Origin of the sequence: Jeotgalibacillus sp. ET6, from assembly GCF_029667115.1 — a bacterium.
Lineage (GTDB): Bacteria > Bacillota > Bacilli > Bacillales > Jeotgalibacillaceae > Jeotgalibacillus.
In genome coordinates this window covers 1-257 of sequence record NZ_JARUIU010000161.1, presented here as the reverse complement: position 1 = coordinate 257, position 257 = coordinate 1, and the positions used below count along the sequence as shown (strand labels likewise).

General features: G+C 42.0%; 1 protein-coding gene. It reads right to left on the bottom strand.

The genetic code is table 11. The features are described 5' to 3' along the window. Positions 1-127 (bottom strand): alpha-amylase family glycosyl hydrolase (locus P6709_RS20645; protein ID WP_442905383.1); only part of this gene is annotated, 127 nt, incomplete at its 3' end. Positions 128-257: the final 130 nt, after the last annotated feature.

Sequence of the window (257 nt, the reverse complement as noted above, 5' to 3'; positions counted from 1 at the left end):
CATGTTTAAAATGGTTAACTGCATCTAATCGGAAGCCATCCAAGGTCAAACGTTGCACATACCACTTACCACAGATTTTCAGATCTGCTTTTACCTCCGGGTGATCAAAGACTACATCTGCATACATAAGATAATAGTAATTTCCAAGCTAGTTTGATACTTCTTTATCCCCTGACTTTGCAGAGCCCGTGCTTTTAACGCGGCTATGACGCCTTGATGCACATTGGCATCCTGATCTGTCACTTCTGAATGTTGTC